The sequence below is a fragment of the Streptococcus sp. KCJ4932 genome (genome assembly GCF_004352745.1).
Lineage (GTDB): Bacteria > Bacillota > Bacilli > Lactobacillales > Streptococcaceae > Streptococcus > Streptococcus ruminicola.
The window spans coordinates 13004-34943 of the sequence record NZ_SJWW01000002.1; the positions used below are offsets into that span (position 1 = coordinate 13004).

Sequence of the window (21940 nt, forward strand, 5' to 3'; positions counted from 1 at the left end):
ATTTTGTTGGGCTTTTTTAAGTGAATAAATTATGGTATTACGGGGGAAGTTAATTAGAAATTTTATTCAACACTTTTTAGAGATTCAAGCATGTTAATTTTCTTGATTTTAGGTTTTAAGAAAAGATTAGTAATGATTAGGAAAATTAGTATGAGTATGTAAGAGATTGGAAAACTTTTTACATTTAATACACTTGGGAAAGCCATATCATCGGGAGCTAGATTACGACATAACATAAGATAAAACTTATAACTAAGGAGGCTTCCAATCATAGTTGAAAGAACAACCAAAATAAGATTTTCTCTTAGTATTAATGAGTTAATTTCAGAATCTATTAGACCTAACACTTTTTCTGTGGCAATATCTCTTGTACGTTCAAATATGTTAATAGAACTTATGTTATAAATGATTGTAAATAATAATAGTGCAGAAGCAACAATCATTAATACAATCATTTTGTAAATAGATTGACTAGCAACTGTGTAATCTATTTTTTGATTATCTTTTACTGTATAAGTGGAGAAATACGGATTATTTGAAAGACTATTTTTAGTTTTTCTTATGTCATTGCTTTTGACAAGGATATTAGAAATCGGTATAGTAATCCCTTTTTTATCCAAATAATCAAAATTGGTGTATAATCCTTGATTAGTATAACTTAAGTATGTTCCTGTTACCTTTGTAGTAATTATTTTTGTATTACCAGTAGTATCAGTTATTGACAATTTAATATTGTCATTAGTCTTTAAATTTAATTCTGACAGTAATTTTTCGGAGATGAATACTCCGTTTGCCTTGTTGATATTTATTGATTTATTTTTGGAATTAAGTAAGTTGATTGAATGATTACTATTGTCAATGATATTTAACTTTGTTGATTTAGAACCAATTTGAACTGGTACTACCGAATAAGGAGTATAAGATTTAACTGCACTCAATTTATAATTTATTAACGCTTGTTTATTTTGAGGTTGGGTTAGTGTTGCACAAATATCATATTTTCTATTTACTTCAAATTCTGTTTTGATAATATCTGATAGTGAAAAATTTAGTCCAATGGATGAAATGATTAGACAAACTGAAAAGATAATTCCGATTGAACTGAAAATAAAGCGTCTCTTATTTAATTTGATATTATTAAATACAAGTTTATTTTCTAGACTTAGATTATCCCATATAAATGGGATTTTTTCTAGGATTGAGTGAGTAGCTGTTTTAGATAATTTTGGTCTTAATAGACTTGCTGGTTTTTCTTGTATTATTTTCCAGCATGTAAGAAATGTAATTGAGTTTTCTAAAATTAAAAGCAGTAGTATGAAAACACCAAGTGAAATTGCAATACTTGGGGAGTTGAGTTTTGGAAAATCAAAAAGAATAGTTAGGGTACTTATGAGTAGTTTTGGAAAAATTAAAATTCCTAAAAAGCTACCTATGAAACTTCCGAGTATTACTGTTAGTGTCGGCAAAATTAAAACACTAGAGTAAATAATTCTATTAGGTTGCCCATTTGCTTTAAAAATAGCTAAAGTCTGTCTTTGATTTTCGACGTAGCGGCCCATGCTTACCAATGTGATAAGTACGGATAGCAGACAAAAAATAAGAGGTAAAATAAATTTCATAGCACTAATTGTTTTTAACTTAGACTTAAACATAGCGTAGCTAACATTTTTATCACTAGAGACAAAGTTTAAGTTTTTAAATTTTGTTTCTAGTTTTTTTACTAACGCTTTTTTATTAGTGCCACTAACTGTAATTAGGAGTTGATTTGGAATGAGTTGAAAATTATTCTCTAAATACTTTTTATTCATAAAGGCGTAGCCATATGTTTTATGATTTGGAACGGGCTGACTAGGGTCTTTGATTTGGTAGAGAAACTCGGCTGATTGGATTTTACCGGATATTTTAACGTTTTTTTCAATCCCCAACACTTTTATTTTAATTGAATCCCCCACTTTTAGATGATTTTTCGTCATAAAAAGGTGATCCAAAGCAATTTCAGATGATTCGTTATTAGGAAGTCTTCCTTCTAAAATAGATACTTTATTTATTTTATGTGTATTGCTATTAATCACTAAATCTGAATCGTGATACTGCCCTAAAATTTGTATACGATTTTCAATCGATTTAATTTCTTTTAATTTCTTGATGCTAGAGGTAATAGTTGAAATACCATTACCTGTAGCATACACATCTGATAAATTTGAAGTTTCATAATAGTTTGAAATAGACGTATTAAGGGTGTCGTAAGCAGAAGAAAGTCCTATAAAAAATGCCACTCCAATAGCTATGATAATTGATATTGTAGAAATTTGAGAAAAATTTTTCCTTATGTCTTTAAAGAAACTTTTAATAATATAAATCATAATAAATCACCAGTCTAAATCGTTAATATTTGCTTTTTGTTTATTTAAATAGAGATTGTCAATTGTACCATTTTTAATTTTTATAACTTTATCAGCAATTTTTGCAATTTCAGCATTGTGAGTAATGATTATTATTGTTTTATGATCTTTTTGATTTATTTCTTGAAGTAATTTTAAAACTTCTTTACTGGTGAAAGAATCAAGAGCGCCCGTTGGCTCATCGCATAGTAGAAGTAGTGGATTTTTGGCAACAGCTCTGGCAATAGCGACACGCTGTTGTTCCCCGCCAGAAAGTTGGGCAGGAAAATTATTATAACGTTCTTTTAATCCGACTTTGGATAAAGTTTCTTCAGCGTTAAGAGGATTTTTTACATAATTGCTAGCAAATTTGACATTATCTAAAGCAGTTAAGTTAGAAATAAGATTATAAAATTGAAAGACAAAACCTATTTTATCTCTTCTGTAGGATATTAATTGTTTGTTAGTGTATTTTGAAATATTATCATTATCAACTATGATATCTCCAGAAGTTGGAGAATCCATACCTCCAAGTAAGTTTAATAGCGTTGTTTTTCCTGCTCCGCTAGCTCCTAGGATCACTACGAATTCTCCCTTTTCAATATTAAAAGAAATATTATTAACAGCCTTTACTGTTATATTATTCGTTTGAAAAATCTTACAGACATTAGTAAGCTGTATAATATTTTTATTCATATTGTAATTTCCTCCTATTTTTCATCAAAAAAGTTATCTACTAAAGAGTCGATAATTGTTTTTAGAGCATTGTTATATTGTTTCCCGAAGTCTTTAGCTCTAATAGTTGAGAAAAGGATAATTTGAATCATCACAACAAGTCGAGAAGTGGGAATTGTTGATTCAAGATGTAATTGTTCTAAGATATTTTCTACATCAATAATATCTTGAGAAATAAGAGTTTCTTTCAAATTCTGAGGTAGTTTCCTCAAAACTTTTTCAAACTCAACTCCATCCAATTCATGAATCCAAGGGTAATTCTGTAGTCTTTCAGAAATAAGTAATAAAATTAATTTCAGCTTTTTTTTGTTAGGCTGTTGTTTTTTGTTTACAATAGAAACTATTTCAGTAATTAATTTTTGCTGAATATTAGTTACTACATGAAAGAATAGAATTTCTTTAGAAGGGAAAAAATTATAGAATGAACCTTTAGAAATACCAACCTTTTTAACTAGTTCATCAACTGTAATCTTATTAATTTTTTGAAAACGTAATTCATCTTCAAATGCATCGATTAATGCAGTAGTGATTGCGCTTTTTTCTTCGGGTGTGAATCCTTTTGACATCTTATCACCTCATAGTTTATTCGTGACTAAAAAAACTTTTTTTAGTCACAGTGATTATATAATTTTTTTTAAAAAATATCAAATAGTCCTTGACAAAAAAACTATAAAGGTATGCAACGACATAACAGTCATGTCTGAAAAAACAAAAACAAGCACCTGTTCAAGAAGAAGTTAAAGATGACTCTTTCATTCCAGAAGGTTTTGATTTTCTAGCAGATAAAATTAACAAAGTAGAAGATTAAAAGGAAGTTTCAATCGAAACTTCCTTTTAACGTGAAATCCTACCAGCGAAAACTGCTAAAAGCAGCTATCTATGCTATAATAAAGATATGACTATAAGACGTTTTATTTTAATGGCACTCATGTGCGCCTTTGAAACCTACTTTTTTAATGAATGTTTATTTAATGGAGATTATTTCTTTGCTTTCTTTTGGGGGTTATTTTTGCTACGTGACCTTCAACGTGCCTACACGGTTGATAAGGTCTTGCAGACCCTAACATCAACTACCAAGAAGAAAGACTGATTTCACCGCTACGAAGCAATTTTTCTTGACCATTGTCAAGTTTGACAATCAGATGCCCTTGATTGGTAATGTCTTGGGCGATTCCTGAGTATAGACAATCATTTTCTGTAAAAGTCACTTGTTTATCTAAGACAAGTGATTTTTCTTTGTAAACTTTGATTAAATCTTTTTCTGGAATAGTGAAGAAGAGTTTCCAAATTTCGGTGATGAGTTGGTTGCGCGTGATGCTAGGTTGCTCAGAAAAAAGTGAGCCAGCTTTTTTTGAAATATCATCTGGAAAATCCGTAACGTGAAAATTAATGCCAACGCCGATAATAACATCGGTAATCAAGCCAGTTTCAACCGATGAGATAGCTTCAGTTAAAATGCCAGCGATTTTTTTACCATTGTAATAGATGTCATTGACCCATTTGATGTCTGTTTCGATGCCAGTTAGTCGCGAAATGGCTTTAACAACGCTTGAGGCTACCATGAGTGTATAAGGTTTCACTTCTTCAAAAGGAACATTTGGTTTAAGGTGAAATGACATATAAATGCCACCTTGTTTTGAGGCAAAAAATTGTCTACCAAAGCGTCCTTTGGCTTGCTCTTGACTTGGAGCTAAGTAGAGGTGCGCTTCTTTATCTTCATCTAAATGATTTTTAGCATCTAATTGAGTTGATTGGCTTTTTTCGTTGAGACTAACGGCTATCTTTAAATCTTTAGAAATGATTTCCGGAAGTAGCAAGTCACCTGAGAGAATTTTATAGCCACGTTTTTTAACAGAATCAATCTGAACGCCTTTTTCTTCTAAAGTCTTGATGGCTTTCCAAATAGCGGTCCTAGAAAGCTCGAACTCATTTGCTAACGTTTCTCCGCTAATGTAATCATTTTGGTTTTGTAAATAATGATAAATTTTTTCGTAGGTTTTCATATCAATAGTATAATATATTTTTTCTAAATATTCTTAATGAAAAATGAATTTGTTACGAAATGGTAAGAATTTTTCTATAGGCAATTTGGGTAAAACGTGGTACAATATTCTAGTCAATGAGTCCCGATAAGACAATCTGGCGGTTTAATAGTGTGTTCTTCTTCGTTAGCTCATCTTGATATTCTTCAGTATTATCTGCGATTTCGCTAACTTGACTAACACGCTATTGACCGTGCCATCTCTTTTTAGATGATTTAGATTGGTACTTTGTAACTCATTAGAAATGTCTACTTTTAATGTGGAGGTTTCGAAAGGGAAAAATTCCCGACATTTTAATGCCTATAGGTATTAAAATGAAAAATTAATGATATGGGGGGACATTTTTATGTCAGAACGTAAACTTTTCACGTCTGAATCAGTTTCTGAGGGGCATCCAGATAAGATTGCAGACCAAATTTCAGATGCTATTTTAGATGCTGTGTTGGAACAAGATCCTGATGCACACGTTGCAGCAGAAACAGCTGTATACACTGGGTCAGTCCATGTTTTTGGAGAAATTTCAACAACAGCTTATGTTGATATTAACCGTATTGTTCGCGATACTATCGCAGAAATCGGTTATACAAATGCTGAGTATGGCTTCGCTGCTGAATCAGTTGGTGTTCATCCATCATTGGTTGAACAATCACCTGATATTGCACAAGGGGTTAACGAAGCATTAGAGGTTCGTGGAAATGCCGATCAAGATCCACTTGACTTGATTGGTGCTGGTGACCAAGGTTTGATGTTTGGTTTTGCTGTTGATGAAACGCCAGAATTGATGCCATTGCCAATTTCACTTTCTCACAAATTGGTTAAAAAATTGGCAGATTTGCGTAAATCAGGCGAAATTTCATACCTTCGTCCAGATGCGAAATCACAAGTCACAGTTGAATATGATGAAAATGACAAACCAGTTCGTGTCGATACTGTCGTTATCTCAACTCAACATGACCCAGAAGCAACCAACGAACAAATTCACAATGACGTGATTGAAAAAGTCATCAAAGCAGTTATTCCAGCTAAATACCTTGATGACAAGACTAAATTCTTCATCAATCCAACTGGTCGTTTTGTAATCGGTGGTCCTCAAGGGGATTCTGGTTTGACTGGTCGTAAGATTATCGTTGATACTTACGGTGGTTATGCACGTCATGGTGGTGGTGCTTTCTCTGGTAAAGACGCTACAAAAGTTGACCGTTCTGCATCATACGCTGCACGTTACATCGCTAAAAATATTGTTGCTGCTGGTTTTGCAAGCAAAGCAGAGGTGCAATTAGCTTATGCTATCGGTGTGGCACATCCAGTTTCAGTTCGTGTTGATACATTTGGTACTAACACAGTTGCTGAAAGCAAATTGGAAGCTGCTGTTCGTGAAGTCTTTGACCTTCGTCCAGCAGGTATCATTAAGATGCTTGATTTGAAACGTCCAATTTACCGTCAAACAGCTGCTTACGGACACATGGGACGTACAGATATCGATCTTCCATGGGAAAAACTTGATAAAGTCGATGCTTTGAAAGAAGCTGTAAAATAAATATAGAAACGTTGCACTGATAGTGCGGCGTTTTTTTTATCCTAGATTTTTTGTTTTAAAAATAAGGGGAAAATCTTTCAATCTTTTGCTAGACTATACAGTAGGAGGTGAGGGTAATGATTTCACGATTTAATCAAACAATGACCTACCTTGAAAGTGTATTAACGACCGAAATTGATAAACAAAAAGTTCAACACTTATCAGGATATTCCTATGCTATGTTTTCTCGCTTATTTTCTGTCTTGGCAGATATGACCTTATCGGAGTATTTGCGTAAGCGTAGATTATCAGAAGCGGTTAATGATTTGAAGATGTCATCTGATAAGGTGATTGATATTGCTATGAAATATGGTTATGATTCTGCGGATAGTTTTAGCGCAGCTTTTAAAAAATTCCACGGTTCAACGCCAACTGAAGTTCGTAAGGGAATGCCCTACAAAGTATTTCCAAAAGTTTACTTATCATTAACGGTAAGTGGAGGTAAGTCTATGAATATCACAATTGAAAAGAAAGCGGCTTTTGCGGTTGCTGGTGTTTTAGCATCGCAGATTGAAAGTAAAGATTGCCCAGGAGTTTGGGATGAACTCTATGCTAAATTTGATATTGCTGATTTAAAAGCATTAGGAAATGGTCAAAGTTTTGGTGTCTGCTCAGAGCTCTCATCTGGTGTGGGACTTAATTACTTAGCGGGATATGATGTTACAGATAAGAAAAAGGCACAAGAGTTGGGCTTGAGTCTTTTAGAAGTAGCAGAAATGCAGTATGCGATTGTTCCAGTCAGAGGCAATGTTCCAGAGTCTATTCACGAAGCTTGGAAATATGTTCTTGAAGTATTTTTTCCAGAAAATGGTTATCGCCACTCTGGTGCTCCAGATTTTGAGGTTTATGCAGAAGGAGATATTCACGCTGAAGATTATGAAATGGCTTTGTGGATACCGATTGTTAAAGAAGAGGTTAAATAGCTGACCAATATTTTTAATAAAGTCCATCAGTTTGTTACACTTGCCATAAAGTAGACATTTGAAACAGGTTTAACCTTGATTTTAAAGTTTTTTGACTAAAAAAGTTTGAAAAATAAAAGTAGTAGTTTCTGCTTATGATATTAAAACACGAAAAAATATGACAAAATCTTAACAAAGTGTCAAAATATTCACCATAATCAGTTTGTCAAATGCCATAATCTATGATAAAATGTAAAGGTTGAATTCTAGCAGAAAGTTTTGAATGTATGCGTAAAATTGTTATTAATGGTGGCAAACCTTTAAAGGGAGAGGTTGCTATTTCGGGTGCTAAGAATAGTGTTGTGGCTTTGATTCCAGCAGCTATTCTATCTGATGATATTGTTATTTTGGATGGAGTTCCTGCCATTTCCGATGTTGATAGTTTGATTGAGATTATGGAAGTGATGGGAGCTAAGATTAAGCGAGAAGGCGAAACGCTTGAAATTGATCCACGTGGTGTTAAAAATCAACCAATGCCATATGGAAAAATCAATAGCTTGCGTGCTTCTTATTATTTCTATGGTAGTTTGCTTAGCCGATTTGGTGAAGCGACTGTTGGACTTCCAGGTGGATGTGATCTTGGGCCTCGTCCGATTGACCTTCACTTGAAAGCTTTTGAGGCTATGGGAGCTCAAGTATCTTATGAAGGCGAAGCAATGCGTCTTGCAACAGATGGTGAACCAATTCATGGTGCTCACATCTATATGGATACTGTTAGTGTTGGTGCAACCATCAACACTATGCTTGCTGCGACAAAAGCTAAAGGTCGTACTATCATTGAAAATGCTGCTCGTGAACCAGAAATCATTGATGTTGCGACATTGTTGAACAATATGGGAGCTCACGTACGCGGTGCAGGTACTGACGTTATCACTATCGAAGGTGTTGAAAGCCTTCACGGGACACGTCATCAAGTGATTCCTGACCGTATTGAAGCAGGTACTTATATTGCTATGGCAGCAGCAATCGGTGAAGGAGTTCGTATTACTAACGTCCTTTATGAACACCTAGAGAGCTATATTGCGAAACTCGAAGAAATGGGTGTTCGTATGACCGTTGAAGAAGATGCTATTTTTGTTGAAAAACAGTCAACTCTAAAAGCTGTTTCAGTAAAAACATCACCATATCCTGGTTTTGCAACTGATTTGCAACAACCAATCACACCATTGTTGTTAGTGGCAGAAGGTCGTGGTACGATTTTGGATACCATCTATGAAAAACGTACTAACCACGTCGCTGAATTGGTGAGAATGGGTGCGGATATTTCAATTGTTGGCGGACGTATTGCTTATCAAGGACCTAATAAATTGACAGGAGCACCTGTTAAAGCGTCAGACTTGCGTGCTGGTGCAGCTCTTGTGACAGCTGGTTTGATGGCAGAAGGTCAAACAGAAATTACCAACGTTGAATTTATTTTACGTGGTTACTCAAATATTATCGAAAAATTGACAGCCTTAGGTGCTGATATTAAATTAATCGAAGAATAAGAAAGGAGTCTTAGGGCTTCTTTTTTTGTTTGAATTCTGCTAAACCAAATTTTAAAGTCGTGTGTTATAATAAGGACATGGATATTTGGACGCGTTTAGGACGTTATGCCTCTTTTGAAACAGAACGCATGTATTTACGTCCTTTTACATACAAGGATAGTCAGGATTTTTTTGAGATTTGTAGCAATCCTGATAATCTTCGTTTTATTTTTCCAAGTCGTGCCACACATGAGGAAAGTGATTTTCTCATGGTTCATTATTTTATGAAGGAACCGCTCGGTGTTTGGGCGATTGAAGACAAAAAAACTCGTAAAATGATTGGTTGTATTCGTTTTGAAAAACTTGACCATAATCGTATGACAGCAGAAATTGGTTATTTTATGAATCAAGCTTTTTGGGGCAAGGGGTTAATGACAGAGTGCTTAAAAACACTTGCTTTTTTGAGCTTTCAAGAGTTAGGTCTGCAAAATTTACATGTGATTGCTCATGCAGAAAATATAGCCAGTCAGCGAGTAGCGCAAAAATCAGGTTTTCGTTTGAAACGTCAATTCAAGGGAAGTGACCGCTATAGCCGAAAAATGCGCGATTATGTTGATTATCAGTTGAGTAAAGGTGACTATCGTTATGAGTAAACATCAGAAAATATTAGAGTATCTGGAGAATTTGGCGGTTGGTAAGCGCGTGAGTGTGCGAAGTATTTCTAATCATTTAAATGTTAGTGATGGGACCGCTTATCGTGCTATCAAAGAAGCCGAAAATCGTGGTATCGTAGAGACGAGACCTCGAAGTGGAACGGTTCGTATCGAAAAGAAACCTGCCGTTCGCATTGAGCGATTGACTTATTCAGAAATTGCTCGTATCAGTGATTCGGAGGTTTTAGCAGGAAAAGCAGGGCTTAGCCGAGAGTTTAGCAAGTTTTCAATTGGGGCTATGACCCAAGAAAATATCTTGCGTTATTTGGTTAAAGGTGGGCTTTTGATTGTTGGGGACCGTGAAAACATCCAATTGCTGGCGCTTGAAAAACATAACGCCATTTTGGTAACTGGAGGATTTTCTGTCTCAGAAGCTGTTATTCGTCTAGCTGATGAGCTTGGCATTCCTGTCATGGTGACTAATTACGATACGTTTACAGTTGCCACGATGATTAACCATGCTTTGTCTAATTTGCGCATTAAGACAGATTTGACAACGGTTGAGCAAGTTTATCAAGTCAAAGCAGAATACGGATTTTTGCACGAAGGTGACACTGTTCGTGATTTTAACACCTTGATTAAGCAAACCAAGAATGTCCGTTTTCCAGTCGTCAATAGTAAAAATCTTGTTGTCGGTGTTGTCAGTATGTTTGACGTTGTTGATAAGGAAAATAACGTTGATATCAAAAGTATCATGTCTCGCAATTTGATTGTAGCTAAACCGCAAGCGAGTCTGGCTAATATTAGTCAAAAAATGATTTTTGAAGATCTTAATATGCTGCCAGTTGTGGCTGAAGATTTGACTTTACTTGGAGTGATTACACGCCGTCAGGCTGTCGAGAATTTACAGAACCTACAGCATTCAAGTCCTTACACTTACAGTGATCAGATGCTGTCTAATTTGAAGCAAGAAGATGGTGTTTACCAATTCATTGTTGAACCAGCGATGATTGACCATGCAGGAAATTTTGCGCAAGGTGTTCTGACCGAATTTATCAAAGAAATTAGTGTTCGAGTCTTAACGAAAAAACACCAAAAGAATATTATTATTGAACAATTGATGCTTTATTTCTTGCAAGCTGTTCAGATTGATGATCGTTTGGTGATTCAACCAAGGATTATTACAGAAAAACGTCGTAGCTCGGTGATTGATTTTGAAATTCTTTTAGATGATCAAATTGTCGCCAAAGCTCTGGTAACGACAAAAATCAATTAATTTTTTCTATCAAAAAGTGACTAGAACGTTACCTTTTTGACAGTTTGGTGACTATCAGTGTATAATTAAGAGTACTGATTCTTTTTAGAGTTTATTATAGGAGATAGATAATATGATTACATTAAAATCAGCTCGTGAAATCGAAGCAATGGATCGTGCAGGAGATTTCCTTGCTTCTATCCACATCGGTTTACGTGATGTTATTAAACCAGGTGTTGACATGTGGGAAGTTGAAGAATATGTTCGTCGCCGTTGTAAAGAAGAAAATGTTCTTCCACTTCAAATTGGTGTTGATGGTTCAATCATGGATTACCCATATGCTACATGTTGTGGTCTTAATGATGAAGTGGCTCACGCTTTTCCACGTCACTACATCCTAAAAGAAGGCGATTTGCTTAAAGTTGATATGGTTATGAGTGAACCACTTGATAAGTCAGTGGTTGACGTATCAAAACTAAACTTTGATAACGTTGAACAAGTTAAAAAATACACGCAATCATATTCTGGTGGTGTGGCCGACTCATGTTGGGCATACGCTGTTGGTGAAGTTTCAGAAGAAGTTAAAAATCTGATGGATGTTACCAAAGAATGCCTTTATATTGGTATTGAAAAAGCTGTTGTTGGTAACCGTATCGGTGATATCGGTGCAGCGATTCAAGAATATGCTGAAAGCCGCGGCTACGGTGTCGTTCGTGATTTGGTAGGTCACGGTGTTGGTCCTACAATGCACGAAGAACCAATGGTACCTCACTATGGTAAAGCAGGTCGTGGACTTCGTTTGCGCGAAGGTATGGTATTGACTGTTGAACCAATGATTAATACAGGAACATGGGAAATCGATACTGACATGAAAACTGGCTGGGCTCACAAAACCCTTGATGGTGGGCTATCATGTCAATACGAACATCAATTTGTTATCACAAAAGACGGTCCTGTTATTCTAACAAGCCAAGGAGAAGAAAGAACTTACTAAGATGAAGCGAAAGCAATTCTTAGACAAATTATGGTCTAAATTAGAGTGGCAACCGCTGCAAGTTTATTTAAAACACTATCGCAGTGCTGAGATTGATTTATCAGCAATTGCTGTTGCTTATTATTTACTGCTGACAGCCTTTCCGCTGATTGTCATTGCAGCTAATATTTTCCCTTATCTGAACATTGATGTTAATATTTTGTTGGCATTTATGAAGAAAAATTTGCCAACTAACCTTTACCCATCGGTATCGGCTATTACGATTGATATTTTCTCAAAACCTTCAGGTAGTATTTTGGGAGTTGCCACTTTAACAGCATTTTGGACTATGTCTAAATCGTTGACCTCTCTTCAAAAAGCAATTAATAAAGCCTATGGCGTAGCGCAACACAGAGATTTTGTGATTGGTCGATTAGTGGGAGTAATTGGAAGTCTCTTGATTCTTTTCTTACTGACTTTCGTCTTAATCTTTTCGACTTTTTCAAAAGCTGTTTTGCAAGTGATCAATTCATACTATGATTTAAGTGACACGATGGCTACCGTGATTTTGAATCTAGCACAGCCGGTGACTGTCTTGACCATTGTTATCGGATTGATGTTACTGTATTTTATTCTGCCTAATGTCAGAATTCGACGTTTTCGCTATATCTTGCCAGGAACCATTTTTACCTCAGTCGTCATTGTGTTCTTGAATAACTTGTTTAGTAGCTATATTCTACGAACTTTTGAACGAATGGTTGACATTAAAACATTTGGATCGGTCGTGATTTTTGTATTAATGTTATGGTTTATCTTTCTTGCCCATATCTTGATTTTAGGAGCTATTTTTAACGCTACTTATCAAGAACTGCGTCAAGGAAAAATGGAAAGTAGACGAGGCGATTTGTTGTCACTTTTGGCACAACGAGGCAAAAAAAAATAACACCTTTGGGTGTTATTTTTTGTCTTTAAAGACTAATAATTTGCTAAGGACGTAATTTAAGACGATGATTAATACTTGAGAAAAGAGAGTTTCGATAGCATTGACCATTGAAATGTTGTTGTTAACAAATTGTCCGATGATGTGCGGGAATTTTGTGACCAAAAAGAATGCCAAAGCTAAATCTAAAATGAGTGTTGACAAACGTGCAATGGTGAATTTGACTAAACGCTCAAACCAACCTTTACGAACTTGATTGAAAACAAAATAATCATTGGTAAAGAAGGCAAATAAAATAGCAACAATATTAGCAATAACAGCTGAGAAAGTTGCAGAACTTGTCAGTGAAAAGATAACTAAACGTGTTCCCATGTAGACAAGAGTTGTTAGAACACCAAAAAAGAGATACTTAAAAACTTCGCTTGTGATTAATTTTTTCATAGGTCTACTATATCAAATTTTAGAAAAATGTGCTATACTTTTAAGCGTTGTCTTGACGACCCTTGGTGCTTAGTTCCCTTTCGCCAAGCATATTACAAACGTTGGAAGCTAGCCTTTCAAACGTCAAAGGAGAAGAAAATGGAAAAATTCACTATGCGTGATTTTGTTCGAGTTGCCCTTGTTGCAGCACTTTATGTTGTTTTAACAATCACACCGCCTCTAAATGCGATTTCTTACGGTGCTTATCAGTTCCGAGTATCAGAAATGTTAGTATTTTTGGCTTTTTATAATCGTAAATATATTATCGGCTTAACAGCAGGTTGTATGATTGCTAATTTATATAGTTTTGGTCTCATCGATGTCTTTGTCGGTGGTAGCCAGACTTTTATTTTCTTGATGCTAGGTGTAACCTTGTTTGACCGCTATAAAGATCAATATCTCTTTAATGGTTTATTTAACAAAGCATTCTTTTATTTCTCACTATTATTTGCGGCTTCAATGTTTACCATTGCCACAGAGTTGCATATTGTTGCTAACGCACCTTTCTTGATGACGTGGTTTACATCAGCTGTGGGAGAACTTGCATCACTTCTAATCGGCTCACTTGTCATGGATAAATTAGCCAGTCGCATTGAATTGACTGCTTGATATACCAAAAGAATTTCCAAAAGTGGAAGTTCTTTTTTTCTATATAATATCTTCAAAAAATGATAAGTTTTAAAGAGTATTTTTCTTTAGATGTGTTAAAATAGTATATATGAAAGAACGTATTCAAAAATTGGTTGATGAACTCAACCAGTATCGAAAAGAGTATTATACACAAGACCAACCAACGGTCTCTGATAGTGAGTATGACAAGCTCTATCGTGAATTGGTAGAGCTTGAAAAGGCTAATCCAGACTTGATTTTGCCGGATAGTCCGACACAAGCAGTTGGGGGTCTTATTTTAGATGGCTTTGAAAAATATCAACATGAAACACCACTGTATAGTTTACAAGATGCTTTTTCACGTGAGGAATTAGATGATTTTGATCGTCGCGTCAAGGCAGAATTTCCAAATGCATCTTACATGGCTGAGCTTAAGATTGATGGACTTTCAGTATCATTAGTCTACGTAGACGGTGTACTTCAAGTTGGTGCAACACGTGGTGATGGTTCAATCGGTGAAAATATCACTGAAAATGTCAAACGCATCAAAGACATTCCACACAAATTGGACGAGCCTTTGACAATCACGGTTCGAGGCGAAGCTTATTTGCCGAGAGAATCTTTTGATAAGATTAACGAAGAACGTCGGGAAAGTGGTCAGTCAGAATTTGCCAATCCTCGTAATGCCGCAGCTGGTACCCTTCGTCAGTTGAATACTGCAGTCGTTGCAAAACGTAATCTAGCAACCTTCTTGTACCAAGAAGTGGCGTCAACAAGTATGACCACACAAAATGACGTTTTAGAAGAATTGTCTCGTTATGGTTTTTCAGTTAATCCAAAACGCATTACAACATCTTCAATGGAAGATATCTGGGCATTTATTCAAGAAGTGGCTGCAGAGCGTGATAGCCTTCCGTATGATATTGACGGTATCGTTATTAAGGTTAATAGCCTTGCTATGCAAGAAGAACTTGGATTTACAGTTAAGGCACCACGTTGGGCGATTGCTTATAAATTTCCAGCTGAAGAAAAAGAAGCTGAGATTTTGTCAGTAGATTGGACGGTTGGTCGCACGGGAGTTGTTACCCCAACAGCTAATTTAACGCCTGTTCAACTTGCAGGAACAACTGTTAGTCGTGCGACTTTGCACAATGTGGATTATATTGCTGAAAAAGATATCCGAATCGGAGATACCGTTATTGTCTACAAGGCGGGAGATATTATTCCAGCGGTACTTCACGTGGTTGAAAGTAAGCGTGATAATCAAGTCCCAATGCCAATTCCTGAGACGTGTCCGTCATGTGGCAGTGAGCTGATTCACTATGAGGATGAAGTGGCGCTTCGCTGTATTAACCCACTTTGCCCAAGCCAGATTCAAGAGCGCTTAACGCATTTTGCCAGTCGAGATGCCATGAATATAACTGGTCTTGGACCTTCAATCGTTAAGAAACTCTTTACAGCGGATTTGGTTCATGACGTTGCAGATATTTATCGACTAAGTGTCGAAGATTTGCTGACGCTTGATGGCTTTAAAGAAAAATCAGCTGAAAAACTTTACAATGCTATCCAAGCATCAAAAGCTAATTCAGCAGAAAAATTATTATTTGGTTTAGGAATCCGTCATGTTGGTGCTAAAGCAAGTCGTCAGCTCCTAGAAGTTTTTGAAAGTATCGAAAACCTTGTGGCAGCAGACGAAGAAGCTATTGCTAATATTGATGGTCTTGGAACAGTTATTGCTAAGTCACTGCGCAGCTATTTTGCAAAAAAAGAAGCCGAAGAACTTTTGGCAGAATTGAAAAATGCTGGTGTTAATTTTGTTTATCTTGGAAAGAAAGTTTCCAAAGATGCTCAATTAGCTGGTTTGACAGTGGTTTTAACTGGGAAACTCCAACGCTTAACGCGAAATGAAGCTAAAGAAAAGTTGCAGGATTTAGGAGCTAAGGTTACAGGCAGTGTTTCTAAAAAGACAGATATTGTCGTTGCAGGAGCAGATGCAGGATCAAAATTGACAAAAGCCCAAGCTCTTGGAATTGACGTTCGTGATGAAGCTTGGTTAGAAAGTTTATAATCTTTTTGAGGTAATATAATATGGTCAAAAAACAAAAACGAGCACGTTTAATCTATAATCCGACCTCTGGCCAGGAAATTATGAAGAAAAATGTTGCCGAAGTTCTAGATATTTTAGAAGGCTTTGGTTATGAAACTTCTGCCTTTCAAACAACACCCGAAGAAAATTCAGCTCGCAATGAAGCTGAGAGAGCAGCAAAGGCTGGCTTCGATTTAGTCATTGCTGCGGGTGGTGATGGAACGATTAATGAGGTTGTTAACGGAATTGCTCCGCTAGAAAAACGACCAAAAATGGCAATTATTCCAACAGGTACGACAAATGACTTTGCGCGTGCCCTTAAGATTCCTCGTGGAAATCCCGTTGAAGCTGCAAAAATTATTGGTAAAAACCAACTGATTCACATGGATATTGGTCAAGCGCGTGAGGATACGTATTTTATCAATATCGCTGCTGCAGGTTCATTCACAGAATTGACTTACAGTGTGCCAAGTCAGTTGAAAACCATGTTTGGTTACCTAGCTTATTTGGCAAAGGGGGTTGAACTTCTACCAGGAATTCGTACAGTTCCAGTTCGAATTAAACATGAAAAAGGTGTCTTTGAAGGTGATGTGTCAATGATTTTTGCTGCCATCACTAATTCAGTTGGTGGTTTTGAACAAATCGCTCCAGATGCTAAACTTGATGATGGTAAGTTCACTTTGATTTTAGTGAAGACTGCTAACTTGATTGAGATTTTACGTTTGATTCGACTAGTTCTTGATGGTGGTAAACATATCGGCGATAAGCGCATTGAGTACATCAAGACAGACTTCTTGGAAATTGAACCTCTATCAGACAAGAAAATGATGATTAATTTGGATGGTGAGTACGGTGGTGACGCGCCAATCGTGCTTCGTAATCTTAAAAATCATATTACTTTCTTTGCTAACACGGATGAAATTTCAGATGATGCCTTAGTTTGGGATCAAGAAGATTTAGCGCTAGAAGCTATTGCTCAAAAATTTGCTCATGAAGTTGAAGACTTAGATGAGTCAATGGACAAATAATTCACACTTTAAATAGTAGAAAGTGTTTTCAAAATTATATGGAAAATTGTTTATGAAAGCAGTTTCTGGACATTATGTCCAAAAACGTGTTTTCCAACATCATTTGTATAGAAAATCTATCATAAAATGTTAGTAAATAAGGCTCATAAAGCCTAGAGGAAAGCGGATTTGACCGTTTTCCTTTTATTATTGCTCAAAAACTAAACAAAGGTTAAGTATAGTTTGGGAAAACGTTTCCGAAAACGGTGATTTCGTTGACAATTCCTTAAAATAGGACTAAAATAACGAAGTAAAAAATTTTAAAAGGAGATTCATATCATGTTGAATTTAAAAATCTTAGCACTTGGTCTTGCCGTACTAGGAGTTAGTCTTGGTGAAGGTATCCTCGTTGCCAACATTGCAAAATCTGCAGCACGTCAACCTGAAATGTTCAGTAAATTGCAAACACTTATGTTCCTTGGAGTAGCCTTCATCGAAGGTACATTCTTCGTCCTTCTTGCATCTACATTCTTCGTTGGATAATTCTAACTAAGAACTTATAAAAAGAAGGAGGGATAAAGTTGGAAACATCTGTAAATCCAACAGCGCATGTCTTTGGTATTGAGTTTGACTTAACCATTTTAGCGATGTCTCTCTTGACGGTGATTATTTCCTTCGGTATCATTTTTTGGGCAACTCGAAAAATGACTCTAAAACCTAAAGGAAAACAAAATTTCATTGAGTATGTCTACGAGTTCGTACAAAATACGATTAAACCTAATCTTGGAGAATACACTCCTAAGTACAGCTTGTTGATGTTCACATTCTTCTTTTTCATTCTGATTGCTAACAACCTTGGGTTGCTAGTTAAATTGGAGTCTGAAGATTATAACTTTTGGACATCTCCAACATCAACTTTCATGGTCGATTTTACTTTGTCTTTAATCGTCGCGATTGTTGTCCATGTTGAAGGTGTTCGAAAGAAAGGTGTCAAAGCATATTTGAAAGGTTACTTGAGTCCTTTCCCAATGATGCTTCCAATGAACATCTTAGAGCAATTTACTAACGTTTTGTCACTTGCTCTACGTTTATTTGGTAACATTTATGCTGGTGAAGTTGTTACTGCTTTGATTGTAGGATTTGGTACAAAAAGCTTGATTTTTGCTCCATTTGCCTTTGCCCTTAACTTGGCTTGGGTTGCTTTCTCAGCCTTTATCGGATGCATTCAAGCGTACGTATTTACTATTTTGTCATCTAAATATATCTCAGAAAAACTCCCAGAAGATGAGGATGAATCTTAAGAAAGGAATAATCAATGGAAACACTAATCAATAGTACAAGTATTGGTAATATTATTATTACTGCTGGTTCAGTGATCCTTTTGTTGGTTCTCATCAAACTTTTTGCTTGGGAACAATTGACAGGGATCTTTACCGCTCGTGAAGAAAAAATTGCTAATGATATTGATGGTGCAGAAGCAGCACGTAAAGAAGCAGAAGCTCTTGCTGCTAAACGCCAAGAAGAGTTAGCTGGCGCTCGTACTGAGGCAACTCAAATTATTGATGATGCCAAAGAAACTGGTAAAAATCAAGAGGCTAAAATTGTCGCTGAAGCACGCGAAGAAGCTAGCCGCTTGAAAGCTAAAGCTAATCAAGATATCGAACAAAGTAAAGCAGAAGCTCTTTCAAGTGTTAAAGGTGATGTCGCTGATTTGACTGTCCTTTTGGCAGAAAAAATCATGACAGCTAATCTTGACAAAGAAGCTCAAAGCAATCTCATTGATAGCTATCTTGACAAGCTAGGAGATGCCTAATGGATAAAAAGACACAAGCTCTTGTTGAGCAATATGCGAAAAGTCTCGTAGAAATTGCTATTGAAAAAGACAGTTTAGCTGAACTCCAATCAGAAACAGAAGCTTTGTTGTCTGTTTTTGAAGAGACAAACTTAGCTGACTTCTTGTCAAGTTTAGTCGTTTCACGTGATGAAAAAGTAAAACTTGTTAGGTTGCTTCAAGAGTCTAGTTCAGTTTACATGAACAATTTTCTTGAGGTAATTTTACAAAATGAACGAGAAGCGTTCTTGAAAGCCATCTTAGAAGGTGTTCAAAAAGATTTTGTTATTGCTACAAATCAACACGATATTGTTGTGACAACCGCAGTAGCTTTAACTGATGAACAAAAAGAACGTATCCTAGCTTTAGTTGCTGAAAAATTCGGTGTTAAAGCTGGAAAACTCGTTGAAAACATTGACGAATCAATCCTTGGTGGATTTGTTATCAATGTTAACAATAAAGTAATTGACACAAGTATTCGTCGTCAATTGCAAGAATTTAAAATGAATTTGAAATAGAAAGTGGTGTGACTTTTGGCAATTAATGCACAAGAAATTAGCGCTTTAATTAAAAAGCAAATTGAAAACTTCCAGCCAAATTTTGACGTCACAGAAACTGGTGTTGTCACTTATATCGGTGATGGTATCGCTCGTGCTCGTGGACTTGATAATGCCATGAGTGGAGAACTTCTTGAATTTTCAAATGGTGCTTTCGGTATGGCTCAAAACCTTGAGTCAAATGACGTTGGTATCATCATTCTTGGAGATTTCTCTACAATTCGTGAAGGTGATGAAGTAAAACGTACTGGTAAAATCATGGAAGTACCAGTAGGTGAAGCTCTTATCGGTCGTGTTGTTAACCCACTTGGTCAACCAGTAGATGGTCTTGGTGATATCAAGACAACTGCTACACGTCCAGTTGAAACACCTGCACCAGGCGTTATGCAACGTAAATCAGTTTCTGAACCACTCCAAACAGGTCTTAAAGCGATTGACGCTTTGGTTCCGATTGGACGTGGTCAACGTGAATTGATCATTGGTGACCGTCAAACAGGTAAAACATCTGTTGCGATTGACGCAATTTTGAACCAAAAAGGACAAGATATGATTTGTATCTATGTTGCGATTGGTCAAAAAGAATCAACTGTTCGTACACAAGTTGAAACACTTCGTAAATACGGTGCCCTTGATTACACAATCGTTGTGACAGCCTCAGCTTCACAACCTTCTCCATTACTTTACATCGCTCCATATGCTGGTGTTGCAATGGCTGAAGAATTCATGTACAACGGAAAACATGTCTTGATTGTTTATGATGATCTATCAAAACAAGCGGTAGCTTACCGTGAACTGTCACTTCTTCTTCGTCGTCCACCAGGACGTGAAGCTTACCCAGGTGATGTCTTCTATCTTCACAGCCGCTTGCTTGAACGTTCTGCGAAAGTTTCTGATGCTCTTGGTGGTGGTTCAATTACAGCTCTTCCATTTATCGAAACACAAGCTGGTGATATCTCAGCTTACATCGCAACTAACGTAATCTCAATCACTGACGGACAAATCTTCTTGCAAGAAAATCTTTTCAACTCAGGTATTCGTCCTGCGATTGATGCTGGTTCTTCAGTATCACGTGTTGGTGGTTCAGCACAAATCAAAGCAATGAAGAAAGTTGCTGGTACACTTCGTCTTGACTTGGCTTCTTACCGTGAACTTGAAGCCTTCACTCAATTCGGTTCTGACTTGGATGCCGCAACTCAAGCTAAACTTAACCGTGGACGTCGTACAGTTGAAGTGCTTAAACAACCTGTTCACAAACCACTTCCTGTTGAAAAACAAGTTGTGATTCTTTATGCACTTACTCATGGTTTCTTGGATGATGTGCCAGTAAATGACATCTTAGCATTCGAAGAAGCTTTGTATGATTACTTTGATGCACACTACGAATCAATCTTTGAAACTATCCGTACAACCAAAGATTTACCAGAAGAATCTGTCTTAGATGCAGCTATTCAAGCCTTTAAAGATCAGTCAGAATTCAAATAAGAGGGAGGTAGCATATGGCAGGCTCTCTTAGTGAAATCAAAGGGAAAATTATTTCAACTCAGAAAACAAGTCACATCACAGGTGCCATGCAAATGGTATCTGCTGCAAAATTGACTAAATCTGAGCAAGCAGCAAAAGATTTCCAAGTTTACGCTTCAAAAATTCGTCAAATTACTACTGACTTATTGAAATCAGAACTAGTTAATGGTTCAAAAAATCCAATGCTAGCCGCTCGTCCGGTTAAAAAGACTGGTTACATTGTTATCACGTCTGACAAAGGACTTGTTGGTGGATATAACTCAAAAATCTTGAAAGCAATGATGGATCTTATTGAGGAATATCACCAAGATGGCAACTATGCTATTATTGCCATCGGTGGTATTGGTGCTGATTTCTTTAAAGCTCGTGGAATGAACGTTGTCTTTGAATTGCGTGGTTTGGAAGATCAGCCATCATTTGAACAAGTTGGAAATATCATCGCAAAATCTGTTGAGATGTATAAAAACGAATTGTTCGATGAATTATATGTATGTTACAATCACCACGTGAACAGCTTGACTAGTCAAGTTCGTGTGCAACAAATGCTTCCAATTGCTGAATTGGATGCTGATGAAGCAGCAGAAGAAGGTGTAAGTGGATTTGAATTGGAACCAAATCGTGAAATGATTTTGGAACAACTCTTACCACAATATACTGAAAGCCTTATTTATGGTGCCATTGTTGATGCTAAAACTGCTGAACATGCCGCTGGTATGACAGCTATGCAAACAGCCACTGATAATGCCAAAAACGTTATTAACGATTTGACCATTCAGTACAACCGTGCACGTCAAGCTGCTATTACACAAGAAATTACAGAAATTGTAGCAGGTGCTAACGCACTAGAATAAAATGTGAGTGCTTTT

22 protein-coding genes and 1 riboswitch are annotated in these 21940 nt (G+C 36.3%); of the genes, 17 read left to right on the top strand and 5 right to left on the bottom strand.

Annotated features, from left to right (window positions below):
• Nucleotides 1-62: 62 nt before the first annotated feature.
• From E0E02_RS01115 to E0E02_RS01125, 3 genes are read right to left on the bottom strand one after another with little or no spacing between them, the layout of a single operon-like run.
• On the bottom strand, nt 63-2363 hold the full coding sequence (locus E0E02_RS01115) for an FtsX-like permease family protein (RefSeq protein WP_133017609.1): 2301 nt from the start codon (nt 2361-2363) through the stop codon (nt 63-65).
• Nucleotides 2364-2369: 6 nt separating this feature from the next.
• The gene (locus E0E02_RS01120) at nt 2370-3077 is read right to left on the bottom strand and encodes an ABC transporter ATP-binding protein (RefSeq protein WP_133017610.1); all 708 of its coding nucleotides are present in this window, start codon (nt 3075-3077) and stop codon (nt 2370-2372) included.
• Nucleotides 3078-3091: 14 nt separating this feature from the next.
• A complete protein-coding gene (locus tag E0E02_RS01125; protein WP_133017611.1) occupies nt 3092-3682 on the bottom strand; it encodes a TetR/AcrR family transcriptional regulator in 591 nt (196 codons plus the stop codon).
• Nucleotides 3683-4011: 329 nt separating this feature from the next.
• Between E0E02_RS01125 and E0E02_RS01130 the strand changes: the two genes are divergently transcribed.
• Nucleotides 4012-4206 (top strand): DUF3272 family protein, encoded by a 195-nt coding sequence (locus tag E0E02_RS01130; protein WP_039697242.1) that lies wholly within the window; start codon nt 4012-4014, stop codon nt 4204-4206.
• Here the strand turns inward: E0E02_RS01130 and birA are convergent.
• Nucleotides 4187-5119: a bifunctional biotin--[acetyl-CoA-carboxylase] ligase/biotin operon repressor BirA gene (gene birA, locus E0E02_RS01135; protein ID WP_133017612.1), complete on the bottom strand. Its 933-nt coding sequence runs from the start codon at nt 5117-5119 to the stop codon at nt 4187-4189. The genes E0E02_RS01130 and birA overlap by 20 nt on opposite strands.
• Nucleotides 5120-5504: 385 nt before the next feature.
• Here birA and metK point away from each other — a divergent pair, with 385 nt between their 5' ends.
• From metK to E0E02_RS01170, 7 genes are all read left to right on the top strand, one after another.
• Nucleotides 5505-6695 carry a methionine adenosyltransferase gene (metK, locus tag E0E02_RS01140; protein ID WP_074563374.1) on the top strand — a complete coding sequence of 397 codons (1191 nt, stop codon included), beginning with the start codon at nt 5505-5507 and terminating at the stop codon, nt 6693-6695.
• A gap of 116 nt (nt 6696-6811) precedes the next feature.
• The gene (locus E0E02_RS01145) at nt 6812-7657 is read left to right on the top strand and encodes an AraC family transcriptional regulator (protein ID WP_133017613.1); all 846 of its coding nucleotides are present in this window, start codon (nt 6812-6814) and stop codon (nt 7655-7657) included.
• A 266-nt stretch (nt 7658-7923) separates the two neighbouring features.
• Complete coding sequence (locus E0E02_RS01150) at nt 7924-9183, top strand: UDP-N-acetylglucosamine 1-carboxyvinyltransferase (RefSeq protein WP_039697159.1); 1260 nt, start codon at nt 7924-7926, stop codon at nt 9181-9183.
• A 77-nt stretch (nt 9184-9260) separates the two neighbouring features.
• Nucleotides 9261-9815 (top strand): GNAT family N-acetyltransferase, encoded by a 555-nt coding sequence (locus tag E0E02_RS01155; RefSeq protein WP_074564748.1) that lies wholly within the window; start codon nt 9261-9263, stop codon nt 9813-9815.
• The gene (gene spxR / locus E0E02_RS01160) at nt 9808-11091 is read left to right on the top strand and encodes a CBS-HotDog domain-containing transcription factor SpxR (RefSeq protein ID WP_074563377.1); all 1284 of its coding nucleotides are present in this window, start codon (nt 9808-9810) and stop codon (nt 11089-11091) included. The genes E0E02_RS01155 and spxR overlap by 8 nt, the downstream gene beginning before the upstream one ends.
• 112 nt (nt 11092-11203) lie before the next feature.
• Nucleotides 11204-12064: a methionyl aminopeptidase gene (locus E0E02_RS01165; protein WP_133017614.1), complete on the top strand. Its 861-nt coding sequence runs from the start codon at nt 11204-11206 to the stop codon at nt 12062-12064.
• A 1-nt stretch (nt 12065) separates the two neighbouring features.
• Entirely contained in the window at nt 12066-12986 is a 921-nt protein-coding gene (locus E0E02_RS01170; RefSeq protein WP_074559668.1) for a YihY/virulence factor BrkB family protein, read from the top strand.
• Between the two features lie 12 nt (nt 12987-12998).
• On the opposite strand, the gene E0E02_RS01175 is transcribed toward E0E02_RS01170, so the two are convergent.
• Nucleotides 12999-13424: a GtrA family protein gene (locus E0E02_RS01175; protein WP_074563378.1), complete on the bottom strand. Its 426-nt coding sequence runs from the start codon at nt 13422-13424 to the stop codon at nt 12999-13001.
• 28 nt (nt 13425-13452) lie between these two features.
• A riboswitch (PreQ1 riboswitch) is annotated at nt 13453-13565 on the top strand.
• Between E0E02_RS01175 and E0E02_RS01180 the strand changes: the two genes are divergently transcribed.
• The 9 genes from E0E02_RS01180 to E0E02_RS01220 all read left to right on the top strand — a co-directional run bounded on the left by E0E02_RS01180 (nt 13563) and on the right by E0E02_RS01220 (nt 21925).
• Nucleotides 13563-14072 (top strand): QueT transporter family protein, encoded by a 510-nt coding sequence (locus E0E02_RS01180; RefSeq protein ID WP_074563380.1) that lies wholly within the window; start codon nt 13563-13565, stop codon nt 14070-14072. It overlaps the preceding riboswitch by 3 nt.
• Nucleotides 14073-14181: 109 nt before the next feature.
• Nucleotides 14182-16140, top strand: coding sequence for an NAD-dependent DNA ligase LigA (ligA, locus tag E0E02_RS01185; protein ID WP_133017615.1), 1959 nt, complete (start codon nt 14182-14184; stop codon nt 16138-16140).
• 20 nt (nt 16141-16160) lie between these two features.
• Nucleotides 16161-17186, top strand: a complete 1026-nt coding sequence (locus tag E0E02_RS01190) for a diacylglycerol kinase family lipid kinase (protein WP_039697152.1) — start codon at nt 16161-16163, stop codon at nt 17184-17186.
• Nucleotides 17187-17504: 318 nt separating this feature from the next.
• Nucleotides 17505-17708 carry a F0F1 ATP synthase subunit C gene (locus tag E0E02_RS01195; protein ID WP_039697151.1) on the top strand — a complete coding sequence of 68 codons (204 nt, stop codon included), beginning with the start codon at nt 17505-17507 and terminating at the stop codon, nt 17706-17708.
• 38 nt (nt 17709-17746) lie between these two features.
• A complete protein-coding gene (atpB, locus tag E0E02_RS01200; protein ID WP_039697150.1) occupies nt 17747-18466 on the top strand; it encodes a F0F1 ATP synthase subunit A in 720 nt (239 codons plus the stop codon).
• 14 nt (nt 18467-18480) lie between these two features.
• Nucleotides 18481-18978: a F0F1 ATP synthase subunit B gene (gene atpF, locus E0E02_RS01205; RefSeq protein ID WP_039697149.1), complete on the top strand. Its 498-nt coding sequence runs from the start codon at nt 18481-18483 to the stop codon at nt 18976-18978.
• Nucleotides 18978-19514 (top strand): F0F1 ATP synthase subunit delta, encoded by a 537-nt coding sequence (locus E0E02_RS01210; RefSeq protein WP_039697148.1) that lies wholly within the window; start codon nt 18978-18980, stop codon nt 19512-19514. The genes atpF and E0E02_RS01210 overlap by 1 nt, the downstream gene beginning before the upstream one ends.
• Nucleotides 19515-19529: 15 nt before the next feature.
• Complete coding sequence (atpA, locus tag E0E02_RS01215; protein WP_039697147.1) at nt 19530-21035, top strand: F0F1 ATP synthase subunit alpha; 1506 nt, start codon at nt 19530-19532, stop codon at nt 21033-21035.
• Between the two features lie 14 nt (nt 21036-21049).
• A complete protein-coding gene (locus tag E0E02_RS01220) occupies nt 21050-21925 on the top strand; it encodes a F0F1 ATP synthase subunit gamma (protein ID WP_020916491.1) in 876 nt (291 codons plus the stop codon).
• Nucleotides 21926-21940: the final 15 nt, after the last annotated feature.